Here is a 19,131-nt window from a genome sequence, read left to right on the forward strand (position 1 = left end):
GGCAGGCCGCCGAGTGCGGGTTCCTCGATGAACTGCCGGGTACCGTCGAGGTTGTAGTGGGTGGCGTACTCCAGCGTGGCCGGCGCCCCCGCCTTGACCAGCGGATCGTCGGCGGGCAGCTCAAGCTCGGTGGCGACCGGCCTCGAAAGGTTGTCGTAGTCGGTGACCGACCGGGTGTACGCCTGGCCGGTCTTGCCGCCCACATAGCGGGTGGACGAGGCCGCCAGCCCCTTCAGGACCGTGTCGTAGGAGTATCCGGTGAGCTGGTTGGCGTCCGACCGTGAGCCGGACCAGGTGCCGGTGACGCGGCCGAGGACGTCGTACGCCGAGACGATCGACTCCCCGCGCGAGTCCGTGGACTTCACGACCTGGTCGAGCTTGTTGTACTCGGTGGTGCTGGTGCCCTTGTCCGGGTCCGTCGTCCTGGTCTGGCGGCCGAACAGATCGTAGGTGTAGGTCCACTTCGCGTTGTCCGGGCCGGTCACGGCCGACGGCTGGCCGTCCAGGCCGTACTCGTGCTTCACCGAGGCATACGACAGACCCGTGCCCGCACCGTACCCGGCGTCCGCCGGACTGGAACCGGCGTACTCACGGGTCTCGACCGTACGGCCCCGCACATCGGTGATCGCACGGGCGGCCGTACCACCCTTCACCGCCGTCGTCGCCGTCGAATCACCGGTGTAACTCGTGGTCGTGGACCACTTCTTCTGCCCGTACACGTACAAGGTGCTGGTCGTGGCCCGCCCCGCACCGTCGTAGGCGGTCTCGGTCTGGACCGGGGCCTCGCCGTCCGGGGCTTGCCTGTAGGTGCCGTCGGGCGTGTGGTCCTGGTCGAAGATGTCGGCGAACGTCGCGTACGCCAGGCCCCGGGTGTCGTAACGGACATCCGTCAGCAGCTGGCCGCCCTGCGGGGTCGGGGACTGGGTCTGGATCGGGCGCAGCAGTCCGTCGTAGAGCTCGTAGGTGGTGTTGTAAATTTCGCCGTCCTTCTTCGGCGTCGCCGTCGATACCCACGACGGTTTGGTGTTGCTGAGGTGGTAGGCGAACTTGCTGCTGGGCGTGTCCCCGGCGGCCCTGTTGCGGTTGGGCAGCCACACCTTGGTGAGACGGCCGAGCGCGTCGTGGGCGAGTTCGGTCTTCTTGGAGTTGATGTCGTACTCGCGCAGGACCTGCCCGCGCCGGGGGTCGAGGAAGCTGACCGCGCGGTGGCCCTTGGGGTCGGTCGTGAGGGTCCTGGTCAGAGGTCCGGCGGCGGCCGGGGTGTAGGCGGTGGAGGTGGAGTTGCCGTCCGTGTCGGTGACCGAGAGTGGACGTCCGAGGGTGTCGTAGGTGCTGGTGGTGGTGGTCTGCCAGCCGGTGGGATGGCGTTCGCCGCCGGTCGTGGTCGCCGGGTAGCCGGTGGCCCGGCCGGTCCAGGTGGCCTCGCCCTTGGTCGGGGACTGGCTCGCGTTCCAGCCGGTCGCGGTCGCGGAGTCGTAGACGACGGCGGTGTCGGCGAGCACGTCGCCACGGCTGCTCTGGGAGGCGGGCAGGTTGAGAGAGGTCTCGGCCACCGAGCACTGCCGGGCGACGGTACGGGTGCGGGAGACAAGGCTGGTGATGCCCGCCGCGCCGTTGCGGGCGTACCAGGTACGGGTACACGTCTCGTCGCCGCCCAGGCCCCACTGTCCGGAGTCGGTGTGGGTGGTGACCATGCCGAGCGAGTCGTAGGTGGAGGAGGTGGCGTGGGTGCGCCAGGTACCGGACGCCGTGAGGTAGGTGCTGGTGTAGCTGCTGGAGTTGCGCACCCAGCGGGCAGCATGGTCGGCGGCGCCGGGGACTGTCTGGGTGGCCGTCTGGCGGTAGCTGTTGTAGTTCTTGAACGTGCTGCTGATGGCCTGGCTGCCGTTGTAGGTGACCTGCTGGCGCAGTAGACCCCTGTACCGGTTCGTGTCGGTGACGGCCGCGAAGTCCACGTCCGTGTCCAGCAGCGGGGCCACGGTCACGGACTTGGTGGTGCCGTCCGCCTTCTTGTCACCGTTCATGCCCTGCAGGTAGAGGGAGACCGTCCTGGAGCGGGTGACGTCCTTGGCCCCCTTGTGGACGGTGACCTTCCGGTAGCCGCGCCAGTCCGACCAGGTGCGCTCCTCCTTGGGCGTGAAGGGATCGTCGCTGTGGTGCCAGGCCGCGCCCGAGTAGGTATAGGCGTGCTCGACGGCTTCGTTGTTCGTGGTGGAGTCGTCGGACAGTACGGCCAGCACCCGGTACTTGTGGAACCAGTCGACCGATGCCTCGGAGGAGCCGTTGATGTGCCAGTACTGCGGATAGCAGGAACGGGTGTTGGTGTCCTCAGGCGCGTCGATGACCACGCTGCGCACACACTCCGGCGAGGACAGCGTCACATCCGTGACCGCACCGGTCTCGGAGGTGATGGTCGAGATGCGCGGGCGGGTGAGCGGAAGAATATTGTCGGTTGCGTCCACCCGGTTGGGCCGCATCTGGTAGGTGAACGAGACCGGGTTCAGCGCGATGTTCGTGTCGCCGGCCTTGCCGGTGCGCTTGAGTGACTTGAGGGCCAGCACATGGTCGGAGGTGTCACCGATGTCCCCTCCGTCGAGGTACTGCTGGGTCAGGGCCCAGGAGTCCACCGGCTGGTACGCACCCCCGGCCGCCGACCAGGAGAAGGTGTTGATGCCGGTCAGCCGCTTGCGGGAGAAGAAAGCCGGACCGGAGGAGTCGCACTCGTCGTCGCCGCTGGAGCAGATCGCGTCGAAGGGGACATCCGGCCAGTTCTTGGCGGTGTCCTTGGTCAGCTCCGAGCAGTTGGAGACGGTGCAGCGCTCGGCGTAGGAGAAGGTGACCCTGGCGTCGGCGTCGTCGGTGAACAGCGCGCCCTTGCGCAGCCCGTACTTGATCTCCTTGAGGTAACCGCCGCGGGTGTAGTCGGCGTTGGCGGTGGTCGCCTTGTTCTTCTTGTAGTGGTTGGTGTCCTTGGCGTACCAGTACGTGGACGCGTTGCCGCGCGTGTCCTCGACGTAGTCGAGGTTCCACCGCCAGGCCTGGGTCACCGCCCGGCCGCCGAAGGAGCCGGCATTGCCGTAACCGGGCTCACCGGGGTCGTCGCCGAAGACAGGAACGGTCCACACGGAGTTGGTCCGCTCGCTTCCGGCACCGGGCAGCTTGGCCAGCCCGAAGACGTACTTGGTGCCATCACCCGTGACGACGGTCCAGTACTCATTGTCGTTGTCGGCATTGCTGCCGTCGGTGGAGCGCGTCACCGTGGAGGCGTCGTCGTCCTGCAGGTGCCACTGGCCGCTGTCGTTGTCCTTCACCAGGCGGGTGGACTTGCCGTTGAGGACCAGACGGGCGTTGTCGTACTTCCAGCAGGAGTCGAAGACGTCCGCGTGCCCGTCGTCGTCGCAGGAACCGTACGACCGCTCGATGTAGGACTCGGTGACGGTGAAACCCTCGCCGACCGAGGTTCCCTGGTTGTTGGTGGTGGCCGTGCGGCCGTCGACACTGCCCGAGTCGTACGACAGCGACAGCCCCGGCGTCGGGCCCGCGGCGGCCGGCGGCATGGTGAAGTCGTAGGACCAGGTGAACGACCCCGAACTGCCGCCCGCCTCCCAGGCGGAGGAGGCGGACAGCTCGGTCGCCGAGTAGTCGCCCGTGCCCGCCGGGGACTCACCCGAACCCGCGGCTGCCGCCGTGACCGCCAGCACCGTCGCACTCGACGAGGACGCCGACGTGGCGGCGGCGAGCTGCGCCGCCATGCCGCTTCCGGTCCCGGTCTCGGTCCCGCTCTCGGTGGTGGCTTCGGCCAGGGTGACTGGGGCGGTGACCGTCTGGGCGTCGAGGTCGTTGCGCGATGCGAGCGGGGTCTGCTCGCGGCACTCCGGCTTCTCCGGCGTCGTCAGCACGCAGGCAGGGAGCCGGACCAGCCGCAGACGGCCCGCCCAGCCGCCGCCGATGGCCCCGGCGAAGTCGCCGTAGTCGACGCTCACTTCGGCGCGTCCCTGCGACTCTGCCTCGGCGGTCAGCAGTACGCCGGTGATGCCCGCCTTCTCGGCCGCCTTCCGGTCCAGCACAGTGACCCGTGCCGAGCCGTCAGCCGCGGCTGTCTTCTTCGTTCGCGCAGGCGTGACATCCACCGGCATGCCACCGGGTGAGACCGTGGCCGGTTTCTTCCCCGGGTTCTTCGCGTCGAGCGCCAGGGTGGCCTCGCCCGCCTCGGGCCAGTCGGCGGCACGCTGCTCGGACCGCGCCTTCCTGGCCCGCTCGGCATTGGCCGCCTTCTGCTTGGCCACCCGTTCGCGGGTCTTCTTCGCTCCCGGTCCGGCCTCCAGGACCTTGCTCACCCGCTGCTCGGGCAGCTCCGGACGACCCGGACCGCCGCTGTCTCCCGCCGCCTCGGCGACTGGGGCCAGCCCCACGGGCACGAGCAGCGCCAGTGACACCGCCGTGACCAGCAGTCTCGTGTCGGCGCGTCTCGTCGCGCCTCGGGGTCGCCTTGAGGTGCCTATGCCAAATGCCATGTTCCGTCCCACCCGTTTCCCCGCGAACCGAAAGTCTCGAAGCCGTACGCGGCCCGCTCGGGCCGCCGTCAGGCGGGGCGGCACGCATGCGGTGCCGCCCCGCGTTCAGCTGTCAGTCGCCGACCTGCTCCTCGATCTGCGCCGAGCCGGCCATCGCGCCCGCCCACAGGCGGATGTCGGTGATCCGGGCTGGCAGATAGTGCTTCCAGGTTCCGTTCATGAAGCTCCTGCCGACGGCGAAGTCACCCGAGCCCAGGACAGCGGTGAAGGCCCGCGCGTCGTTGTTCTGGATGTGGCCGATGTAGAGGCTGATGGTCCCCGACTGCGCATCGAAGAGGCCGGTCAGACGCACAGGAGTGTCAAATTCAGCCGTGTCTTCGGAGGTCACCGAGCTGAAGGTGCCGCTCCCACCCAACCGTCCGAAGTGCCACTTCCCGACGGGCACAGTCCGCTCTTCGAGCGCCTCCTCATCCCACACGTCATCCTTGCCCGTGAGCTGATACCACAGCCCCCACGCCGACCCGTCCGCCGAACGCTGCCCCAGCACCTGCCCGACATAACCGACGTCCTTCTTCAGCAACTCCGCGCCGTCCAGCTCGGCCAGCGTGGTGACCGTGAACGAACCGGTGTCGTCCACCAGCGGACCGGCAACCCTGGCCGCACCATCGACCCCGTCAAGAACGATCGCCTCACCGTCCAGCGAGGCACCCCCGGTCAGCGCCAGCGAACGCCCATAACCGCTGACCGTGTCCGCCAGCGTGCTGCCACCCGCGCCGCCGGCCGCCGCCGGGTCCCAGGCCGCCATGAGCTCAACGGCAGCGGAGGTGTCCGTCGAATCCAGCAGCCTGGCTTCCTTGGCGACCTCCCCCGGCTGCACGGCGTACTGGAAGACCGCGACCTCATCGACCCGGCCCCGCCAGTAGTTGCTGTACGAGCCGTACACATAGCTGGCCCGGCCGAACTGCATCGGCCCGTCAGGCCTCTGCCGCTCCCCTCCCGCCGGCACCGCCACCGGCTCCCCCTGGGCGCGGCCGTTGACATACAGCTGGATGGCCCTGGCCTCGGCGTCGTACACACCCGCCACGTGGGTCCACACCCTCAGCGGTACGCCTGCCACGTCCGCAGCGTGGGCCACGAACTTCCGACTCCCGCCGCTGTCGGTCCAGCTCCAGCGGAACACCCACTTCTCCAGCGAGGGCGAGTAGTACAGCGAGAAACCGGAGTGGTCACTGCCGGTCTGCGACACCACCGTCCGGTACTCCGTACTCTCCGCCAGATACGCCCACGCCGAAACCGTGAACGAGGACTGCGTGTTCACCACCGGACCGGACGTCGCCGCATACCCCTTCTGGTTGGCGGTGTTCGCAGTGTCGTTCAGCCACAGCGAGTAGTCCCCCTCCCCACGACGACCGAACAACGACCAGCCCGCACCGGCACCAGGCGTGTGAAGCGTGGCCGCATGACGCGTCCCCTCGGTCGTCGCACTGTCCGCCGCCGCCGACCCGCCAGAGCCCGGGGCGCTGTCGTCGAAGTGCCAACGCCCCGTCGCCCCCTCGCTCTCGGCCACGTTGAACAACACACTCGCGATGCGTCCCGCACGCTGGTCGCCGACGTTGTCCCGGGCCCGCACCTGCAACACCTGAAGGCCGGACAACTCAGGGCCGATCTCCCGCTCAAGCGCCTTCCCCTTGTTCGGCGCGAGCCAGGCCGACCAACGAGCGGACGAGGCCAGCTTGTAGGAGTACGCGTTGACGGTGTCCTCGTCCCCGGCCGCCGGGGAGAAGGTGAACTTCCCCTTCACACCCGGACCGCCCACCGCAGGACAGTCGTTCCCGTCAACGCAGGCATCGTACGGATCACCGACCGTGATCACCGGCGGCTTGGGCGCCGAGGAATCGACCTTGAAGTAACACCACCCCTTGGTCGTCACCGTACTCTTCGACGCCATAGAGCTCTTGCCGCCGTTGTAGTACGACAGGGTGGCCGCACGCATGCGATACATCGGCCCCTCGGACAAGGTGACAGGCGAAACAGGGTCCACCTTCGTGCCGTCCCCGACATAACCGCTACTGGGCCGGACCGGCTCGGTGACCACGCTCCAGCTGCCGCCGACCTTCTCCTCGACATGGAAGCGCACGCGCAGGTTCGCTTCCTTCTCACCCCCGGGCTTCGTCTGCGCGACAGCGACGAAGGTGGGCTTGCGGTTCGACAACACGGCGGGATCGGCCGCATCGGTCTCGCACGAGACGACCTCCCCGGAGACCACACCAGGACCGGTCGGCGGCGCCGGAACACCGACGAAGTCCACCACCAGCACCGCATCGTTCCTGAACCGCTTCCACGCCGAAGTATCCGACTCGTTCTTCGCCCTCAACATCAGCGTCAACCGGGAGAACTTGCCCGCCGCGAACTTCCGCACCGTCGGAGTCAGGTTCTCGTTCGCCTCGGCCGGGTTGTCGTGGAACTCGATCGGCTTGTCCGGCGAATCCGGATCACACAGCGAACCCCGGCCCGCCGACACGTTCTTGTCGACCATCAGATCCAGACGCGCCGGCCGCGACGCCCACGTCGTCGACGACGAGATGTTCTTCGTACGCACCAGGTTCACCCAGCGCGGATCACACTGGAACGCCCACGGCTCCGTCACCCGGAACGTGGCATCCAGCACCCGCTTGCCCTTCAGCTTCGCCGGCGAGAACTCGAAATACAGCCGCTGCACATACCCCGGACCGCAGTAATAGCCGTTCCAGCTACCACACCTGCCCACACCCCGGCCCTGACCGTCACCACCGTTGCCCCAGCCGTACGACTCATACCCGTCACTGCGCAGCAGCGTGCGCTCCGACTCGTTCAGGGCAACACTGGGATCGATGTAGAGCGGGAACGCCGACACGTCCGTGCCGGACAACATGCCCGCGTCCGGCACCACGGTCAGCGCATCCTCACCGACCTCCACGTCCATGGTCGTCACCGTGTCGCCAGGGCCGGGCTCGACCCCGGCGTCGGTGCTCTCGGCCACTTCCGCCGTCTCCGCGACAGCCGAGGCCGCAAACGCCGAGGACGTCCGAGCCCCGCTCACGACCGCATCGGCCGTCGGGGCCGCCGCCGGATCGGCAGCGTCCGAGGAGGCCGCCGCCGGGTCCGCAGCCTCCTCGGACGGCGCCTCGGCCTGGTCGCCGTCCGCGCCCGCCGAGTCCCACATCTGCGCGGGCGGAGCCCGGAAGACTCGCTTGCCGTCCTCGTCCACCGCCGTCAGGTTGCCCGCCGCCCCCTTGACCACCTGCAGGCCCTCGGCATTCAAGGCGTACTCGATCCGCTCCAGCTCCGCACCGGCCGCCGCCTGAGGCGTCTTGACCACCAGCACATGCCGGAAACCCTCCACCGACGCCGTCACCCGCAGATCGACACCGTCGAGGACCTCGCGGTACAACGCGCTCTCCCCGTCCAGCTCCGGCTCCGGCAACTCGCCCGGCCAGCCCAGCGACAGCGAACGCCCCTCCTCAGCGATCGTCACCAGCGGATCACCCGCCCCACCACCGGAGAAAGCCATCTCCACGGCCGCCGCCTTCGGCGCGACGGTCCCGTCCGCACGCACCTCCAGCTCCGCGTCCGGCGCCCGCCAGCCACCGTCCGGCCCGGCCACCCGCACCGGAACCGCCGACTCCTCCAAAGTGAACGTCGAGCCGTCGGGGTTCGCGTACACCGTCGTACGCTCCGCCCGCTCACCGACGACCTCGACCCGCTGACCGGACTCCCGCGCCTCAGCCAGCGCCCGCTGCCCCTCCGACAGCTCCGCCGACTCCGCGTCCTGGCCATCAGCCGCCACTGCCTCCGGCACAGCCGCCGACGCGACCGGCACCGCTCCCGCCACCGGCAGAGCAGCCAGCAACGCCGCCGTCACCGCAGCGACAACCCCATGGCCCCGTCCGCTTCCCGCGCGGTCAGCGCGGCACCCCCGTCGTAACACCAAACCCCCACCCAAAAAAGCCCCACTCGAACCCGTGTTCAAGACATGACAGTTCCATGCGCAAGCTTTGTCGTGCAAGCAAATATGAGGGAACTGTGATCGTGATGTGACTCTTGGTTCAGTGCAGCCGCCGCCACATCGCCTCCCCGGCCCACGGGCATCCACAGGCGTGCTGCGGATGGCCGGAAAACCTGGCCGAGCGGCATGACGACCACATCCGGGAGCGGATGCGCGGGGTGTGTTCCGTTTCCGGCACGCGAACGCGTGGGGGTGCGCCGGACCACGGCGGCAGAGGGCTCGGCCGGTACGGAGCGTCACCCTTTGGCCATTTCCACAGCTCCCCTCCGTCCCGGAGCCTCAAGCGGCGCGCAGAGGGCGCACGGAGGCGCGCTGGAGCCGCCGTACGCGGGACGGGTGTTGCGGTGAGAGCCGACCGAGTTGCCGACGCCGGGAGACGACGCGGGGAGACGACGCGGAGAGAAGGAAAGGCCGCGCAACGGCCGAGCCGGTCGCTGCGGCCACTCCCGGCCGTGAAACATTCTCCGGGGGCCACCGCATCAATGAAGTGAAGCGGCGAAGTGAAGGCGGCGCCGAGTAGCGACGGCGGCCGGAGGGCACCAGGGCCCGCGGTCCAGGGATCACGCAGGGGGAGCGCATGAGACACGTCCGCGCGGACGGCTACCAGGAGTTCGCGGCGGCGCGCGCGGGGCATCTCTACCGGTCGGCCTGTCTGCTCACCGGAGGGGACACGCATCTTGCCGAGGACCTTGTGCAGGAGGCCCTGGGCAGGATGTACGTCCGGTGGGGACGGGTCTCGCGGGCCGAGAACCCCGCCGGGTACGCGCAGACCGTGCTCACCCGGACGTTCCTCGCCCATCAGCGGCGGCTCAGCAGCACGGAGCGGGCCACGGACGTCCTCCCGGACCGGCCCGCCCCGTACGGCTCGGACACGTCGCTGCGGCTGACCCTGCTGCAGGCGCTCGCCCAGCTCCCCGCCAAGGACCGCGCGGTGGTCGTCCTGCGCTACTGGGAGGACCGCAGCGTCGAGGAGACCGCCGACGCGATGAACGCCAGTTCGGCCGCCGTACGGACCCGGTGCGTCCGTGCGCTCGGACGGCTGCGTGACCTGCTGGGCGAGAGCCTCGACGAGTACGCGACGTCCTGAGCCGCCGGTCCAGCTTCCCCAACACGTGCAGAACTTGCAGAAACGGTGGTTTGCCATGCCCTTCGAACCTTCGGCACAGCACGACGACGACGCCTTCGAGAGCCGGCTCGCCGGGGCCCTGCGCCACACCGGCGACGCCTTCGACACCGACCGGGCCGCCCTGGCCTCCGCCGGCGAGGCCCGCGGCCGCGGGCTCCGGCTGCGCCGCCGGGTCACGGTCGTCGGCGGCGCGGCGAGCATCGCGCTCGTCGGCCTGGGCGGGGCACTGGCCGTGCCCTGGAGCGGCGGGGACAGCGGACGGCAGTCCGTGGGCGACAGCCGCCCCTCCTCCTCCCTCGCCCCCTCCACCACCGCCTCCGCCACCGCGGCCGAGCCCGCCCCCGTCTCCGGGGACGAACTGCTCAGTACGCTGAAGCAGCTGCTCCCCGAGGGAGAGGTCAGCGATGAGGGGGCACGGGGCACGGACGAGGAGCTGGGGCCGTTCGCCCACCTCGTGTACGACGACGGCGAGGGCGAGTCGGCGATCGGCGTCAGCCTGGGGCGGATGGAGCCGGGCAGTCAGGAGGCGCGCGAGACGACCACGTGCCCGGACAAGAGGCTTGTCCCGTACGACGACTGCAACACGAGCGAGCTGAGCGACGGCTCCGTGCTCATGGTCTTCCAGGGGTACGAGTACCCGGACCGGCGCGTGGAGACCAAGCACTGGCTCGCCGAGCTGATCACCCCGCAGGGGCACCACATCGGCGTCAGCGCGTGGAACGCCCGGGCCCAGAAGGACGCACCGATCAGCAGGCCCGAACCGGCGCTGTCCCCGGCCCAGTTGCAGAAGGTCGCCGAGGCCCCGGAGTGGCGCGCCGCCATCGACACCATTCCGGAGAACCCCAAGGGCGAGGGCGCCGAGGAGCCGGGCTTCCCCCCGGGCGTCGACAGCGCCGCCATCCGGAAGACGCTCATCGGGCTGCTCCCGGAGGGGGTCGACGTGGTCGGCGAGGGCGGTCAGGAGACCGAGTACGCGTACATCGTCGTCGACGACGGCCAGGGCGAGACCTTCGTCCAGATCAACGTGCAGCCGGGCATGTCGGACGTCGAGCACCAGCTCTTCGGCCCCGGCAGCGAGACCCTGCCCGACGGCACGAAGGTCACCACCCGGCAGGGGCCGGGCGATGTCCCAGGAGTCGTCATGTGGACCGCGGACACCATGCGGCCCGGCGGCATGCGCGTGGTGATCAGCGCCTTCAACTCCGGTACCCAGAACGACCCGGCGACGCGCGACACCCCGGCCCTCACGATCGAACAGCTGAAGGCGATGGCCGTCAGCGAGCAGTGGGCGGGACTCCAGCAGGGGCTTCAGTAGGGGCTTCAGCAGGGGCTTCAGCACCCGATGAGCACCCGTACGCCCTCACAGGTGACGGGCCCTGACGGCTGAGCGTGCCGTCGGGGCCCGGCTGTCGTTCTGATGAGTGACACCGCCATTCCCAGCCGGATTGCGAGGGGTTCAAGCCACCCGGAAGCCGCGACAGCACACCCCACTCTTGACCCGGCCATGCCATGCCCGCACCATGAGCGCCACACCCGCACCGGGATCTGTCGACCGTCCCCCACTGGCGCGGCCGCCAGGCCCGAGTACGTCGTACGTCGCACGGAACCACCCCCCAGCTCCACTCCCCACCTTCCGGAGACCCCGGAATTCCTGGAGAAAATAGGAGACTTCATGCGACTCCGCATCCGCGGCAGGGCAGCTGTGCCCGGCGACACCGGCACAGGCGCCGGCGCCCCCACCAGATCGACCCGCCGCACCGCCGCGCTCGCCACCCTCCTCGCCCTGGCCCTCGCGGCTCCCGTCGCCGCGACGACCGCCACGGACGCCACGGCGACGAGCGCGAAGCGCCCGGCGGCCTCGGCGGACGACATCCGCCAGTACGAGGTCCATATGCACTCGACCGCCGAGGACCGCACCGCGCTCCAGCGGACGGGTGTGACCGTGGACGAGGCGCACGGCCACGGCGTCGTCATCTCCGGGCGTGCCGACCAGGTCAAGAAGCTGCGCCAACTCGGGTACGACGTGACGGCGTTGAACGCCGTTCCCGACCGGTCGAGCGGTGAGGACGAGATCCAGCCCTTCGACTTCCCCTCCGCCGACTCGCGGTACCACAACTACGCCGAGATGACGGCGGAGATCGACCAGCGCCTCGCCGCGTACCCGAACATCATGAGCAAGCGGGTCATCGGCAAGTCGTACCAGGGCCGCGACATCGTCGCCATCAAGATCAGCGACAACGTGGCCAGTGACGAGTCCGAGCCCGAGGTGCTGTTCACGCACCACCAGCACGCCCGTGAGCACCTCACCGTCGAGATGGCCCTGTATCTGATCCGCGAGCTCGGTGCCTCCTACGGCTCCGACTCCCGCGTCACCAACCTGGTGAACAGCCGCGAGATCTGGATCATCCCGGACGTCAACCCGGACGGCGGCGAGTACGACATCGCGACCGGCTCGTACCGCTCCTGGCGCAAGAACCGCCAGCCCAACAGCGGTTCGTCGTACGTCGGCACGGACCTCAACCGCAACTGGGACTACCGCTGGGGCTGCTGCGGCGGTTCGTCGGGGTGGACCTCCTCGTCCACCTACCGCGGCTCGGCGCCCGAGTCCGCGCCCGAGGTGAAGGTGGTCGCCGACTTCGTCCGCAGCCGGGTCGTCGGCGGCACCCAGCAGATCAAGGCCGGCATCGACTTCCACACGTACAGCGAGCTGATCCTCTGGCCCTTCGGTTACACCAACGCCGACACCACCACCGGCATGACGGCCGACGACCGCGACGCGTTCGCGACCGTCGGTCAGAAGATGGCCGCCAGCAACGGCTACACGCCCGAGCAGTCCAGTGACCTCTACATCACGGACGGCTCGATCGACGACTACCTGTGGGGCGCGCACAAGATCTTCGGGTACACCTTCGAGATGTACCCGAGGAGCAGCTCCGGCGGCGGCTTCTACCCGCCCGACGAGGTCATCGAGCGCGAGACGTCCCGGAACCGGGACGCGGTGCTCCAGCTCCTGGAGAACGCGGACTGCATGTACCGGTCCATCGGGAAAGAGGCTCAGTACTGCTGACGGGCGGGTGAGGTAGTGAGGTCGTGAGGTAGCGAGGTCGTGACGGGCAGGTGAGGTAGTCGGGAACTGCGTGTCCGGTGTGGCTGGGCACGCAGTTCCCCGCGCTTCCTACTTCAGGCCTCCCACTTCACGCCTCCTACTTCACGCCTCCTACTTCGCCGCTTCGTCCTCGAAGTACTTGTCCAGGACCTCGTCCAGCCGGGTGTCCCACTCCTCATGCTGGGACTTCGCCTTCGCCTCGATCTCGATCGGGTACCAGCGGCTGTCCGGCGTGTGCACCGTCACCGTGAACCGCTTGCCGAAGCGGGGCGACTCCGTCTCCACTGCCCCGATCTCGTCCCAGCGGAACTCGCACTCCTGGTCGTCGAGGCGGAGCCGTACGCCCTTGTGGTCGGCGACGATCCTCGCGCGGCGGTCGGCGGCCTCGAAGACGGGGCCCTCGGGGGTCTCCTCGGGCTCGTCGGAGTCCTCAGGCGCCTCATCCGTGGCATCCGTGGCATCCGTGAGTTCGAGGTCCTCCGAGGTGTCCTCCGCGGTCTCCGGAGCCTCCTCGGTCGCGTCCTCGGTCGCGTCCTCCGGTTCGTCGGACGCGGGCGACGTGAGCCCGGGGATGTGGGCCGGGTTGAAACCGGCGTCCAGGGGCTGACTGCTGCTACCTATGCGCTGCTCCACAGCGCAGCAGTATGGTCGACGATCCTGTGTCGGGCACAGCCAGCCCCTACTTCGTTACCAGACGCCTACACGAACACACTCAGCAACCCAAGACGGCGAGCGCGTCGATCTCGATGAGGAGCCCGGCGGGAAGACCGACGTAGACGGTCGTACGGGCCGCTGGCGGCGCGGTGAGCCCCTGCTCGTCGAAGTAGGCGTTGTAGATCTCGTTCATCTCGGCGAAATGGTCGACGTCCGTGAGATAGACGCGGATCATCATCGCGTCGTCCCAGGAGGCGCCGCCCTCCTCCAGGATCGCCTTGACGTTGGCGAGGGTCTGGAGGGTCTGCTCGCGCAGGGTCGGGCCGGCGGGGGTGGGGGGCTGTCCCTCGACAGCGGGGAGGAAGCCGACCTGGCCTGCGACCTGGAGGATGTTGCCCTTCTTGACCCCGTGCGAGAACTTCGCGGGCGGGGTGGTGTGGGTCTTCGGGGTGAGGGCGATCTTGTCCGTCTTGTCCGTCTCGTCTGTCATACCGCATCCTTTGCCGGGGGCTTGCCCGAGTACTCGCGGCTGATGGCGTCCGCCGTGCGGCACACCAGCGGGAGCAGGGTGAGGAGTTCGTCGGCGGTGACGACGACGTTGGGGGCCGAGACCGACATCGCGGCGACGACCCGGCCGTCGGTGCCGCGGATCGGGGCGGCGACGCAGTTGATGGACTCCTCGTGGCCGCCGAGGTCGGTGGCCCAGCCCTGTTCGCGTACCGTCGCCAGTTCCTTGAGGAAAGCGGAGGCGTTGGGGATCGAACGGGCCGTGTACATGGGGTAGTCGAGCCTCTCGGCGAGGGCGCGGCGCTCGGGGTCGGGCAGGTCGGCGAGGAAAAGCTTGGCGACTGCGGCGACCGTGATCGCTACGGGTTTGCCGATGCGGGAGTACATCCGTACGGGGTAGCGGCTCTCGACCTTGTCGATGTAGAGGACCTCGCTCTCCTCGTGGACGGCGAGGTGGACGGTGTGTCCGCACTCCTTGTTGAGGCGTACGAGGTGGGGGTGGGCGATCTCGCGGATGTCCAGGTTCTCCACGGCCTCCTGGGCGAGGGCGAAGAGGCGGGCGCCGAGGCGGTAGCGCTGGTCGGACTGGCGGTGGACGAGGCCGTGTTCGTGGAGTGTGCGGAGGAGGCGGAGCGCGGTGGACTTGTGGACGCCGAGGCGGTCGGCGACCTGGCCGAGGTCGGCGGGGCCCTCGGCGAGCAGCGGCAGGATGCTCAGCGCGCGGTCGACGGTCTGGCTCATGGGGTGCGTACCTCCTCCTCGGCGACCCTGAGTGCGGCCTGGGTCGTCCAGTCGGGGTCGAGTCGAAGTCTCCCCCACACGTCGTCGTCCAGGGCGGCGAGGCGGCCGGGGTGGGTGGGGAGAAAGGTGACCATGGACCCGCCGAGCGCGACGACGTCCACGACGTCGGGGGCGTCGCGGGGTCCGGTGGTGGTCACGATGGCCGTAACTCCTCGTCGGGTGCGCGGGGCGTGGCGGCTCCGTTGACCCCGCGTTGGCCGAGATGTTAGACAGCGGTAGGCGATATACGCAATGCCTGTTGCATAGAGTGCAACAGCAGATCAGGAGGCTCCATGGGCTCGTCACGGCTCGCCCGCCTGGCCGAGGAACGCGTCGATCACCGCTTCAAGGGCCTCCCGCCGGACGCCGACGGGCTGACCGTCGGTGAGCTGGCCGCCCAGCGTCGCAACCTCTTCACCGGCGGCTTCGCGACTCCGGTGCTCGCCCTGTCCGCCGAGCGCCTGGAGCACAACCTCGCGCTCATGGAGACGTACGCGGCACGTCACGGGCTGGCGTTCGCGCCGCACGGCAAGACGTCGATGGCCCCGCAGTTGTTCCGGCGGCAGATCGAGCACGGGGCGTGGGGCATCACGCTCGCGGTGCCCCATCAGGTGCGGGTGGCGAGGGAGTTCGGGGTCCAGCGGGTGTTCCTGGCGAACGAGGTGGTGGACGAGGCCGCGTTGCGGTGGGTCGCGGGTGAGCTGGCCGTCGATCCGTCGTTCCGGTTCGTCTGTTACGTCGACTCCGTGCGCGGTGTGGAGTTGATGGACGCGGCGCTGAGGGGGGCGGCCCGCCCTCTGGACGTCGTCGTCGAACTGGCCGCCGGTGAGGGTGCCCGGACCGGTGTCCGTACGGAGGCGGAGTGCGCGTCGGTCGCGGACGCGGTGGCGGCCGCACGGGCCCTGCGCCTGGTCGGTGTCGCGGGGTATGAGGGCGAGGTGCCCGAGGCAAGTCCGGAGCGGGTGCACGCGTGGTTGCGTCGGCTCGTCGCGCTGGCGGTCGACTTCGACAAGGCGGGGCGGTTCGCGGGAGTCGAGGAGATCGTCGTCAGCGCGGGGGGCAGTGCCTGGTTCGACGCGGTGGCCGATGTGTTCGCGGAGATCCCCGGGCTCTCCGCACCCGTACTGAAGTTGCTGCGCTCCGGCGCCTACGTCTCGCACGACGACGGCCACTACCGCAAGCTGACCCCGTTCAACCGGGTCCCGGAGGAGGGTGTCCTGGAGCCGGCGTTCCGCCTCTGGGCGCAGGTCGTCTCCCGCCCCTGTGCCGACCAGGCCTTCGTCAACGCGGGCAAGCGGGACGCGGCCTACGACCTCGACCTCCCCTTCGCCCAGGTGATCCGCCGGGACGGCACGGAACGCCCGGCCACCGGCGTCTCGGTCACCGCTCTGTCCGACCAGCACGCCTGGCTGCGGACGACCCCGGAGGCGGATCTGGAGGTGGGTGACTGGCTCGGTATGGGGCTGTCCCACCCGTGCACGTCGTTCGACAAGTGGCCCCTGATCCCGGTGGCGGAGGCGGACGGGACGGTCGTGGAGTACGTACGGACGTTCTTCTAGGAGGGCCGGCGTGGCGGAGCTCGTCATTCGGGACGCGGATGTCGTGGACGGGTCCGGCGCGCCGTCGTACCGCGCCGATGTGGTCGTGGACGGCGGACGGATCGTCTCGATCGTCCAGGAGGCGGCGGCTGCGGGGTGTCAACGGCCGTCGGCCGTACGTGAGCTGGATGCCGAGGGGCTTGTCCTTGCCCCCGGCTTCATCGACATGCACGCGCACAGCGACCTCGCCCTGCTCCGGGACCCCGATCACAGCGCGAAGGCCGCGCAGGGCGTGACGCTGGAGGTCATCGGGCAGGACGGGCTGTCGTACGCGCCCGTCGACGACCGTACGCTCGCCGAGGTGCGCCGTGCGATCACCGGGTGGAACGGGTACGGCGACGACATCGACTTCGACTGGCGGTCGGTGGGCGAGTATCTGGACCGGCTGGACCGGGGTGTCGCCGTGAACGCCGCCTATCTCGTTCCCCAGGGCACGGTCCGCGCGCTCGCCGTCGGGTGGGAGGACCGGGAGGCCACGCCCCAAGAGCTGGACCGGATGCGGGAGTTGGTCGCCGAGGGGATGGAGCAGGGCGCGGTCGGGATGTCGTCCGGGCTGACGTACACGCCCGGCATGTACGCCAGGGACGGGGAACTGACCGAGTTGTGCCGGGTGGTCGGGGGGGGTTCGGCGGGTATTACTGCCCGCATCATCGGTCGTACGGGGCGGGGGCCCTGGAGGTGTACGCGGAGATGGTCGCGCTGAGCCGGGAGGCCGGCTGTTCGCTCCATCTCGCCCACGCCACCATGAACTTCGGCGTGAACAAGGGGCGGGCGCCCGAGTTGCTCGCCCTGCTGGACGCGGCGCTCGACGAGGGTGCGGACATCAGCCTGGACACGTATCCCTACACCCCGGGGTGTACGACGCTGGTGGCCATGCTGCCCAGTTGGGCGAGTACGGGCGGGCCGGACGCGATTCTCGGGCGGCTGGAGGACGGGGAGACCGCCGAGCGGATCAGGCATCACATGGAGGTCGTGGGTGCCGACGGATGCCATGGCGTGCCCATCGACTGGGACACGATCGAGATCTCCGGGGTGAGCGACCCGTCCTTGGCCGGCCATGTCGGCCGTACGGTCCGGGAGTCGGCGGAGCTGCGGGGCGAGGCCCCCTGGGTCACCGCCCGTCGGCTGCTCGTCGAGGACCGGCTCGGGTCGACGGTCCTCCAGCACGTCGGCCACGAGGAGAACGTCCGGGCGATCATGCGGCATCGGGTGCACACGGGCGGCTCGGACGGGATTCTGCGGGGCGACAAGCCGCATCCGCGGGCGTACGGGACGTTCCCGCGGTATCTCGGGCGGTACGTACGGGAGTTGGGGGTGCTCTCGCTGGAGGAGTGCGTCGCCCGTCTGACCTCGCGGCCGGCCGCCCGGCTGCGACTGCCGGACCGGGGGCTCGTGCGGGAGGGGTACCGGGCCGACCTGGTCCTCTTCGACCCGGCGACGGTGGCCGCCGGGTCGACGTTGGAGGCGCCGCGGACGCTGCCGGTCGGCATTCCGTACGTTCTCGTCGACGGCCGGTTCGTGATCGACGAGGGGCGCCGGACGGACGTACTGGCGGGGCGGGCGGTGCGGCGCACCACCACCGGGTGACCACCCGCCCCCGGGTGCCTACGGCTTGAGTGCCTGCGGCTCGGTGCCTACGGCTTGGGCAGGACGCAGCCCGAGCGGCTGAGGTCGAGCTTGTTGTCGAGCCCGAAGCAGGCGGGGATCTGGTAGGTCTGCTGGGCGTAGTTGATGCCCTGGCGGACGGTCACGGTGCCGTTCGCGTCGACCTCACAGGGGTTGTTGAGGGTGCAGCGCGCGCCGTCCTCGTTGCCGGTGTTGTTGACGGCGACGACCTCGCCGGTGGCGTCGTCGAGGACCGGTGAACCCGAGGTGCCGCCGATGGTGTTGCAGGCGGAGGTGTAGCGGACCGAGTCCTTCCAGGTCCAGTTGCTCTCCCGCAGGCGGTACGCGAACCCGTCTATGGAGCAGCTGTAGATCCGCTTCCAGTACCCGGAGACGACGCTGATGGCCGTACCGGCGGTCGGGCGCGTGTCGTTGAGCGTCAGCGCGTCGATGCCGTACGAGTTCTTGATCGCCGCGTAGGTGGTGGTGAGTTCGTACAGCGCGACGTCCGTGTCCGTCATCGTCCCGTACGCGATCTTGCCGGCGCGCAGTGTCGCGACGCGCGTGCCCGCGGAGTTGAGCAGGCCGAAGGTGCGGTTGGAGGCCCGGTCGACGATGACCTGGCCGGCCGCGGGGAAGCCCGTTTCCAGGCAGTGGCCGTTGGTCATCACGAGCGCGGGGTCGTTGTCCTCCGAGTCGGGCATGCGCACGACGGAGCCGGAGCAGTTGCTGAGCGCGACGGTGCCGGCGAAGTCGACGGCCTGGACGTCCGGTTCGGCCAGCGCTTCGGCGAGGGCCGCCGTGGTGTCGTTCAGGGCGTCGACCACGGGCGCGAGCACGGGCCGGCTCACCTGCTGGGCCGCGGGTTCGGCCGCGGAGTCCGGTGCCGCGGTCGCCGGGGCCGCGCCCGTCCCGGTGATCACCAGGGCGAACAGCGCGGCGACGAGAGGTTTTCTCATGTGGGGGGTCCCCTCTTGCAGGACATGGGCGGCTGGAGATTCTCCTGCCACCTGCGGATTTGTCATGCGCATTGTGAGGGGGTGAGCGCGGCCGGGCAAGGACTTGTTTCAAGCCGGAGGAACTTTGGCCACTCCTCTGCAGCTACTGATCTTAAATTCCTGAGGTAGACCTGGCGACAGCTGATGATCCATCAGGTATGCCGGTGGTATGCGGTACGCGACGGGTGGCGGGCTGAC

9 protein-coding genes and 3 pseudogenes are annotated in these 19,131 nt (G+C 69.5%); 5 read left to right on the forward strand and 7 right to left on the reverse strand.

The window, feature by feature from the left end; all coding sequences use genetic code 11:
• A pseudogene (locus ACWD3C_RS45355) lies at positions 1-4,514 on the reverse strand (RHS repeat-associated core domain-containing protein); the annotation flags it as partial.
• A gap of 112 nt (positions 4,515-4,626) precedes the next feature.
• Positions 4,627-8,415: a LamG domain-containing protein gene (locus ACWD3C_RS45360; RefSeq protein ID WP_451154133.1), complete on the reverse strand. Its 3,789-nt coding sequence runs from the start codon at positions 8,413-8,415 to the stop codon at positions 4,627-4,629.
• A 721-nt stretch (positions 8,416-9,136) separates the two neighbouring features.
• Between ACWD3C_RS45360 and ACWD3C_RS45365 the strand changes: the two genes are divergently transcribed.
• From ACWD3C_RS45365 to ACWD3C_RS45375, 3 genes are all read left to right on the forward strand, one after another.
• Positions 9,137-9,646, forward strand: coding sequence for a SigE family RNA polymerase sigma factor (locus ACWD3C_RS45365; protein WP_451154135.1), 510 nt, complete (start codon positions 9,137-9,139; stop codon positions 9,644-9,646).
• 55 nt (positions 9,647-9,701) lie between these two features.
• Positions 9,702-11,000, forward strand: coding sequence for a hypothetical protein (locus ACWD3C_RS45370; RefSeq protein ID WP_451154137.1), 1,299 nt, complete (start codon positions 9,702-9,704; stop codon positions 10,998-11,000).
• A gap of 357 nt (positions 11,001-11,357) precedes the next feature.
• Positions 11,358-12,752: a M14 family metallopeptidase gene (locus tag ACWD3C_RS45375; protein ID WP_451154139.1), complete on the forward strand. Its 1,395-nt coding sequence runs from the start codon at positions 11,358-11,360 to the stop codon at positions 12,750-12,752.
• A 150-nt stretch (positions 12,753-12,902) separates the two neighbouring features.
• Here ACWD3C_RS45375 and ACWD3C_RS45380 read toward each other — a convergent pair whose 3' ends face one another.
• From ACWD3C_RS45380 to ACWD3C_RS45395, 4 genes and pseudogenes are all read right to left on the reverse strand, one after another.
• A complete protein-coding gene (locus ACWD3C_RS45380) occupies positions 12,903-13,424 on the reverse strand; it encodes a hypothetical protein (protein WP_451154141.1) in 522 nt (173 codons plus the stop codon).
• 79 nt (positions 13,425-13,503) lie between these two features.
• Entirely contained in the window at positions 13,504-13,935 is a 432-nt protein-coding gene (locus tag ACWD3C_RS45385) for a RidA family protein (RefSeq protein WP_451154143.1), read from the reverse strand.
• Positions 13,932-14,693 (reverse strand): IclR family transcriptional regulator, encoded by a 762-nt coding sequence (locus ACWD3C_RS45390; protein WP_451154145.1) that lies wholly within the window; start codon positions 14,691-14,693, stop codon positions 13,932-13,934. The genes ACWD3C_RS45385 and ACWD3C_RS45390 overlap by 4 nt, the downstream gene beginning before the upstream one ends.
• A 95-nt stretch (positions 14,694-14,788) precedes the next feature.
• Positions 14,789-14,977 (reverse strand): annotated as a pseudogene (locus tag ACWD3C_RS45395) (hypothetical protein); the annotation flags it as partial.
• 48 nt (positions 14,978-15,025) lie between these two features.
• Here ACWD3C_RS45395 and ACWD3C_RS45400 point away from each other — a divergent pair.
• Together ACWD3C_RS45400 and ACWD3C_RS45405 are read left to right on the forward strand one after the other, a co-directional pair.
• Positions 15,026-16,291 carry an amino acid deaminase gene (locus ACWD3C_RS45400; protein WP_451154147.1) on the forward strand — a complete coding sequence of 422 codons (1,266 nt, stop codon included), beginning with the start codon at positions 15,026-15,028 and terminating at the stop codon, positions 16,289-16,291.
• Between the two features lie 10 nt (positions 16,292-16,301).
• Positions 16,302-17,917, forward strand: a pseudogene (locus ACWD3C_RS45405) (N-acyl-D-amino-acid deacylase family protein).
• 47 nt (positions 17,918-17,964) lie between these two features.
• Here the strand turns inward: ACWD3C_RS45405 and ACWD3C_RS45410 are convergent.
• The gene (locus ACWD3C_RS45410) at positions 17,965-18,894 is read right to left on the reverse strand and encodes a trypsin-like serine peptidase (protein WP_451154149.1); all 930 of its coding nucleotides are present in this window, start codon (positions 18,892-18,894) and stop codon (positions 17,965-17,967) included.
• Between the last annotated feature and the right edge of the window lie 237 nt (positions 18,895-19,131).

Source organism: Streptomyces sp. NPDC002845 (genome assembly GCF_053591955.1).

Excerpts from the sequence above, each read along its gene's own strand:
- ACWD3C_RS45410 (WP_451154149.1), bottom strand. The coding sequence starts at position 18,894 with ATGAGAAAACCTCTCGTCGCCGCGCTGTTCGCCCTGGTGATCACCGGG.
- ACWD3C_RS45365 (WP_451154135.1), top strand. The coding sequence starts at position 9,137 with ATGAGACACGTCCGCGCGGACGGCTACCAGGAGTTCGCGGCGGCGCGC.
- ACWD3C_RS45400 (WP_451154147.1), top strand. The coding sequence starts at position 15,026 with ATGGGCTCGTCACGGCTCGCCCGCCTGGCCGAGGAACGCGTCGATCAC.
- ACWD3C_RS45370 (WP_451154137.1), top strand. The coding sequence starts at position 9,702 with ATGCCCTTCGAACCTTCGGCACAGCACGACGACGACGCCTTCGAGAGC.
- ACWD3C_RS45390 (WP_451154145.1), bottom strand. The coding sequence starts at position 14,693 with ATGAGCCAGACCGTCGACCGCGCGCTGAGCATCCTGCCGCTGCTCGCC.
- ACWD3C_RS45375 (WP_451154139.1), top strand. The coding sequence starts at position 11,358 with ATGCGACTCCGCATCCGCGGCAGGGCAGCTGTGCCCGGCGACACCGGC.
- ACWD3C_RS45385 (WP_451154143.1), bottom strand. The coding sequence starts at position 13,935 with ATGACAGACGAGACGGACAAGACGGACAAGATCGCCCTCACCCCGAAG.